Raw genomic sequence first — 6,237 nt, 5'->3', positions numbered from 1 at the left:
TCGGCAGCGTCAGATGTGTATAAGAGACAGCGGTAGGGGCGGGCGCTGGGGGCCATGGCCGTTGGGGTCCTTTTGTCGGGTGGATTGCAGGCCGGGTCAGCCCGGCGGACGCCCGAAGCGGCCGGGCGGAAGGCCGCGCACGCCGCCGGGATCGCACTCGAACAGCGCGCCGGCCAGCGGTTCGTCGGGGCGGCCATGCGCTGCGGTGGTCACGAACAGCCGGTCGAGGGCGGAGCCGGCGAAGACGCAGGAGGTGACCCGCGACACCGGAAGCGCGATCGCGCGGTCCAGCGCGCCGTCGGGCCGGAAGCGGCTGACCCGCCCGCCGTCCCAATGGGCGACCCACAGGCCGCCCTCGGCGTCGCAGGTCATGCCGTCGGGATAGCCGTCGGCCTCGGCGAAGCGGATGTGGGCGCGCTTTCCGGACAGCCGCCCCGCGCCGTCGAGGTCGAAGGCGTGGATCGTCCGCGCCGCGCTGTCGGTGTGGTAGAGCGTCCGCCCGTCCGGCGCCAGCGCCGGGCCGTTGGCGACGGTGTAGCCCCCGTCCACACAGGTCAGGGCGCCATCGGGGTCGAGGCGGTGGAAGGCGCCGGACGGCGCTTCCTCCCCGTCATCCATGCTGCCGATCCACAGGCGCCCCTGCGCGTCGGCCTTGGCGTCGTTCAGGCGGTTGCCCGGCCGGTCGGGATCGATCCGCACCAGTTCCCCGGCGATCACCGCGCGGCCCGGCTCCAGCCGCAGGCGGACCACCCGGCGCGAGCGCAGCCCGGCGATGAAGCCGTCGCCATCGGCGCACTCCACCAGCCAGCAGGCGGCGTCCTCCAGCGCCCAGTCCGTTCGGGACCCATCGTCGAGCCCGTGGCGCAGAATCCGCGATCCGTGGATGTCGACGAAGAAGACGGCGCCCTGCCCCGGCGACCACAGCGGGCCTTCGCCCAGGAGCGCCCGGGCGGGCCAGACGCAACGAACCTCCTGCGGCATGCCGTCTGCCTCCCCCTCGCGGTCCCGTTCTGAATTTTGTTGACCATGCCAACAATAGAGGGCGTTCTGATACGCGTCCAATACGAATATCGGCACCGGCGATACAAGATTTCGTATGTCGGCGCCTCGCCAGACCGGAGGCCCCCGCCCGTGACCCCGCACCGTTTCCCGGCCAACTGGTTCCTCAAGGCCCGGCTGAAGCTGCGCCATCTCCAGCTGTTCGTGGCGCTGGATGAGCACCGCAACCTGCACCGCGCCGCCGCCAGCCTGACCATGTCGCAGCCGGCGGCCTCGAAGCTGCTGGGCGACCTGGAGGAGTCGCTGGGCGTCACCCTGTTCGAGCGCCATGGCCGCGGCGTCGAGCCGAACTGGTACGGCGGCCTGATGATCCGCCACGCGCGGGCGATCCTCAGCGGCCTGCAGGAGGCGGGGGAGGAGCTGAACGACCTGCTGGCCGGCCACAGCGGCAGCGTCTCCATCGGCACGGTGATGGCCCCGGCGGTGGAGCTGGTGGTGCCGGTGATCACCACGCTGACCCGCGATCACCCCGACCTGAAGATCGCCGTGGCGGTGGAGACCAGCGACGTACTGGCCGAGCGGGTGCAGCAGGGCGTCATGGATTTCGCGGTCGGCCGCCTGCCCGGCCACGTCGACGCCGCGTGCTTCGACTATCAGGAGATCAGCAGCGAGGAGCTGTGTTTCGTCTGCCGCGACGGCCACCCGCTGCTGCGGCTCGGCCGCCCGCTGACCGCGGCCGATCTGGTGGACGCCACCTGGATTCTCCAGCCGCTGGGCAGCCTGCTGCGCAGCCGGGTCGAGGCGCTGTTCCGCGCCGAAGGGGTTCCGCCGCCGCGCAAGGTGATCGAAAGCGCCTCCCCGGTCATCTCCCTGGCGATGGTCGCCGAGAACGATTCGGTCACCGTCTTCGCCCGCGCGCTCGCCCAGGTGTTCTCCCCCACCGGCAGCTGCACCATCGTGCCCTTCCACAAGCGCTTCAGTGTCGAGCCCTACGGCATTTTCTGGCTGAAGGACCGCCCGCTGTCGCCGGGTGCCCGCACCGCCCTGGCCGCCTTGCGGGCGGCGTCCGACGCGAAGATGCGCCGCGCGCTGGAAACGCCGCAGCCCAGCCCTGCAAGTGATACCGAAATGCGTATGGATTCCGCCAATAATCGTATTTGACAGTTATGGTTTTTCGGCCGATTGCTAGCCTTACAAACATTGCGCCACCCGACACCCGTTCAAGAGCCGCGGGTGTGGCCAACCCGGTGCCGCAGAAGGGGGAGGAAATCGGCCCATGTCTTCGTTCACGACCACACTGGCCGGGATGGCCGTTGGCGTGCTGGCCCTCACCGTCGCCGCCGCACCGACACTGGCGCAGGACAAACCCACCGTCGGCATCGCGATGCCCACCAAGTCCTCGGCCCGCTGGATCGACGACGGCAACAACATGGTCAAGCAGTTCCAGGCCAAGGGCTACAAGACCGACCTGCAATACGCCGAGGACGACATCCCCAACCAGCTCGCCCAGATCGAGACGATGGTCGCCAAGAACAGCAAGGTTCTGGTGATCGCCGCTATCGACGGCACGACGCTGACCGACGTGCTTCAGCAGGCCAAGGACCGCGGGGTCAAGGTCATCGCGTATGACCGGCTGATCCGCGGGTCGGAGAATGTGGACTATTACGCGACCTTCGACAATTTCCAGGTCGGCGTGCTCCAGGGCAGCTACATCGTCGACGCGCTGGGCCTGAAGGACGGCAAGGGTCCTTTCACCATCGAGCTGTTCGGCGGCTCGCCCGACGACAACAACGCCTACTTCTTCTATAACGGCGCCATGTCGGTGCTGCAGCCCCACATCGACAGCGGCAAGCTGAAGGTGGGCAGCGGTCAGGTGGGCATGGACAAGGTGTCCACCCTGCGCTGGGACGGCGCCACCGCCCAGGCCCGCATGGACAACCTGCTGAGCGCCTTCTACGGCAACCGCCGCGTCGACGCCGTGCTGTCGCCCTACGACGGGATCAGCATCGGCATCATCTCCTCCCTGAAGGGGGTCGGTTACGGCTCACCGTCGCAGCCGATGCCGGTGGTGACCGGGCAGGACGCCGAAGTGCCCTCAATCAAGTCGATCCTGGCGGGCGAGCAGCGCGCCACCGTCTTCAAGGACACCCGCGAGCTGGCCCGGGTCACGGTGGAGATGGTCGACGCGGTGCTGGGCGGCGGCACGCCGCCGGTCAACGACACCAAGACCTACGACAACGGCAAGAAGGTCGTCCCGGCCTACCTGCTGAAGCCGGTCAGCGTGGACGCCTCCAACTGGAAGAGCACGCTGGTCGACAGCGGCTACTACGCCGAAGCGCAGTTCAAGTGACGCGGCGGCGCGGGGCCGGCGCACTCGGCTTTCATAACCCTCTCCCCTCTGGGGAGAGGGTGGCCCGAAGGGCCGGTGAGGGGGATGCGCGTGACGGTGCGTCCGGCAAAAGCGCACCCCCCTCACCCTAACCCCCTCCCCAGAGGGGAGAGGGGATTGAAAATGCGAGCGACCGGCCACCGGACTGAGGTGCGCTCGGGCGGTCGCAGGTTCCTCGGAGGATTCTCATGGACTCCATCCTGGAGCGGTCCAGTCTGGCGATGCCGATCCTTGAGATGACGGGCATCACCAAGACGTTTCCCGGCGTGAAGGCGCTGGACGACGTCAACCTGTCGGTCCGCGAGGGCGAGATCCACGCGCTGATCGGCGAGAACGGCGCCGGCAAGTCGACGCTGATGAAGGTGCTGAGCGGGGTCTACCCGCAAGGCAGCTTCGACGGCGAGATCCGCTTCCGCGGCCAGCCCCAGGCCTTTCGCGGCATCGCCGACAGCGAGCGGCTGGGCATCATCATCATCCACCAGGAGCTGGCGCTCGTCCCCCTGCTGTCGATCACCGAGAACCTGTTCCTCGGCAACGAACAGGCGAGCCGTGGAGTGATCGACTGGGACGCCGCCACCCTGCGGGCGCGGGAACTGCTGCGGCTGGTCGGGCTGCACGACCCGCCGGAGACCCTGATCACCGACATCGGCGTCGGCAAGCAGCAGCTCGTGGAGATCGCCAAGGCGCTGTCCAAGGAGGTCAAGCTGCTGATCCTGGACGAGCCGACCGCCAGCCTGAACGAAAGCGACAGCGACGCCCTGCTGGACTTGCTGCTGCAGTTCAAGGCGCGCGGCATCGCCTCCATCCTCATCTCGCACAAGCTGAACGAGATCGCCAAGGTCGCTGACCGGGTGACCATCCTGCGCGACGGCACGACGGTGGAGACGCTGGATTGCCGCGAGGCCGTGGTCAGCCAGGACCGCATCATCCGCGGCATGGTCGGGCGCGCCCTGTCGGACCGCTACCCCCGGCGGACCACCGTACCCGGCGAGGTGCTGTTCGAGGTCAAGGGGTGGAGCGCCGACCACCCGGCCCATCCCGGCCGGCGCGTCGTCCGCGACGTCAACCTGACCGTCCGCCGCGGCGAGGTGGTGGGCATCGCCGGGCTGATGGGCGCCGGCCGCACCGAGTTCGCGATGAGCCTGTTCGGCCGCTCCTACGGCCGCAACATCCGCGGGAAAGCCTTCCTCGACGGGCGGGAGATCGACGTCTCCACCATCAGCCGGGCCATGGCGAACGGCCTCGCCTACGCGACTGAGGATCGCAAGCATCTCGGCCTCGTGCTCGACAACGACATCCGCCACAACGTCACGCTGGCGAACCTCAGGGGGGTGGCGAGGCGCTGGGTCATCGACCATGAGCGCGAAGTCCAGGTGGCCGAGGAGTTCCGGCGCCGGCTGCGCATCCGCTGCGCCGACGTCTTCCAGGAGACGGTCAACCTGTCGGGCGGCAACCAGCAGAAGGTCGTGCTCAGCAAATGGCTGTTCGCCGACCCGCAGGTGCTGATCCTCGACGAGCCGACCCGCGGCATCGACGTCGGCGCCAAGTACGAGATCTACACCATCATCAACCAGCTGGTCGCCGAGGGCCGGGGCGTCGTCCTGATCTCTTCCGAAATGCCGGAGCTGCTGGGCGTCGCCGACCGCATCTACGTGATGAACGCCGGCGAAATGGTCGCCGAGATGCCGGCGGCCGAGGCCAGCCAGGAAAACATCATGCGGGCGATCATGCGCTCCGGCGAGACGCTGATGTCCGGGGAGGCTCTGCCATGAGTGCCGAACTCAACCTTCCGGCCCGCGGTCCGCGGGTGTCCATGGGACGGTTCGTGAAGGCGCACATGCGCGACTACGGCATGCTGCTGTCGCTGGTCGCCATCGTCCTGTTCTTCCAGTACATGACCGACGGCACGCTGCTCCAGCCGCTGAACCTGACCAACCTCGTGCTGCAGAACAGCTACATCGTCATCATGGCGCTGGGCATGCTTCTGGTGATCGTCGCCGGGCACATCGACCTGTCGGTGGGCTCGGTCGTCGCCCTCATCGGCGCGCTGGCGGCGACCCTGATGGTGCGGCTCCACCTGGACTTCGTCACCACGACGCTGCTGTGCCTGCTGGCCGGGGCGGCGATAGGGGCGGTGCAGGGCTTCTGGGTCGCCTATCTGCGCATCCCCTCCTTCATCGTGACGCTGGCCGGCATGCTGGTCTTCCGCGGCCTGTGCCTGATTCTGCTGGCTGGTCAGTCGGTCGGTCCCTTCCCGGTGGAGTTCCAACGCCTCAGCTCCGGCTTCATCCCCGACGTCCTGGCGCTGGACGCCTTCAACCTGGGCAAGTTCCACCTGACCAGCCTGCTGCTCTGCGCGGCCGTGGCCGCCGCGCTGGTGGCGATGAACACCAGGGCGCGCCTGCGCCGGCAGAGCGTCGCCATCGAGCAGGAGCCGCTGCCGCTGTTCGTGGCGAAGAACGTCGCGCTGGCCGCCGTGCTGATCTATGTCGGGCAGTTGATGGCCTCCTACCGCGGCCTGCCCAACGTGCTGATCATCATGAGCGTGCTGATCGCGCTCTACAGCTTCGTCACCCGCAACACCACGGTGGGGCGGCGCGTCTACGCGCTGGGCGGCAACGAGAAGGCGGCCAAGCTGTCCGGCATCGACACGCGGCGGCTCAGCTTCTACACCTTCGTCAACATGGGGGTGCTGGCGGCGCTGGCCGGGCTGATCTTCGCCGCAAGGCTGAACACCGCCACGCCGAAAGCCGGCGTCTCGTTCGAGCTGGACGTGATCGCCGCCTGCTTCATCGGCGGTGCCTCGGCCCTGTCTCTTATACACATCTCCGAGCCCACGAGACTATAAC

At 68.2% G+C, this 6,237-nt stretch carries 5 protein-coding genes; 4 read left to right on the top strand and 1 reads right to left on the bottom strand.

What is annotated here, in order from left to right; all coding sequences use genetic code 11:
• Window positions 1–96 precede the first annotated feature (96 nt).
• Window positions 97–981, bottom strand: coding sequence for an SMP-30/gluconolactonase/LRE family protein (locus tag Q4I23_RS29515; protein WP_498528577.1), 885 nt, complete (start codon window positions 979–981; stop codon window positions 97–99).
• Between the two features lie 150 nt (window positions 982–1,131).
• On the opposite strand from Q4I23_RS29515, the gene Q4I23_RS29510 reads away from it, so the two are divergent.
• The 4 genes from Q4I23_RS29510 to mmsB all read left to right on the top strand — a co-directional run bounded on the left by Q4I23_RS29510 (window position 1,132) and on the right by mmsB (window position 6,236).
• Complete coding sequence (locus Q4I23_RS29510; RefSeq protein ID WP_498528576.1) at window positions 1,132–2,160, top strand: LysR family transcriptional regulator; 1,029 nt, start codon at window positions 1,132–1,134, stop codon at window positions 2,158–2,160.
• A gap of 115 nt (window positions 2,161–2,275) precedes the next feature.
• Window positions 2,276–3,349, top strand: coding sequence for a multiple monosaccharide ABC transporter substrate-binding protein (gene chvE, locus Q4I23_RS29505; RefSeq protein WP_498528575.1), 1,074 nt, complete (start codon window positions 2,276–2,278; stop codon window positions 3,347–3,349).
• Between the two features lie 227 nt (window positions 3,350–3,576).
• A complete protein-coding gene (mmsA, locus tag Q4I23_RS29500; protein WP_498528574.1) occupies window positions 3,577–5,160 on the top strand; it encodes a multiple monosaccharide ABC transporter ATP-binding protein in 1,584 nt (527 codons plus the stop codon).
• Window positions 5,157–6,236 (top strand): multiple monosaccharide ABC transporter permease, encoded by a 1,080-nt coding sequence (gene mmsB, locus Q4I23_RS29495; protein ID WP_498528573.1) that lies wholly within the window; start codon window positions 5,157–5,159, stop codon window positions 6,234–6,236. The genes mmsA and mmsB overlap by 4 nt, the downstream gene beginning before the upstream one ends.
• Window position 6,237 lies beyond the last annotated feature (1 nt).

Source organism: Azospirillum sp. UFLA03-27 (assembly GCF_059803775.1).
Note: the sequence above shows the minus strand (reverse complement) of the source record. Positions and strands in the feature narration are given on the sequence as shown.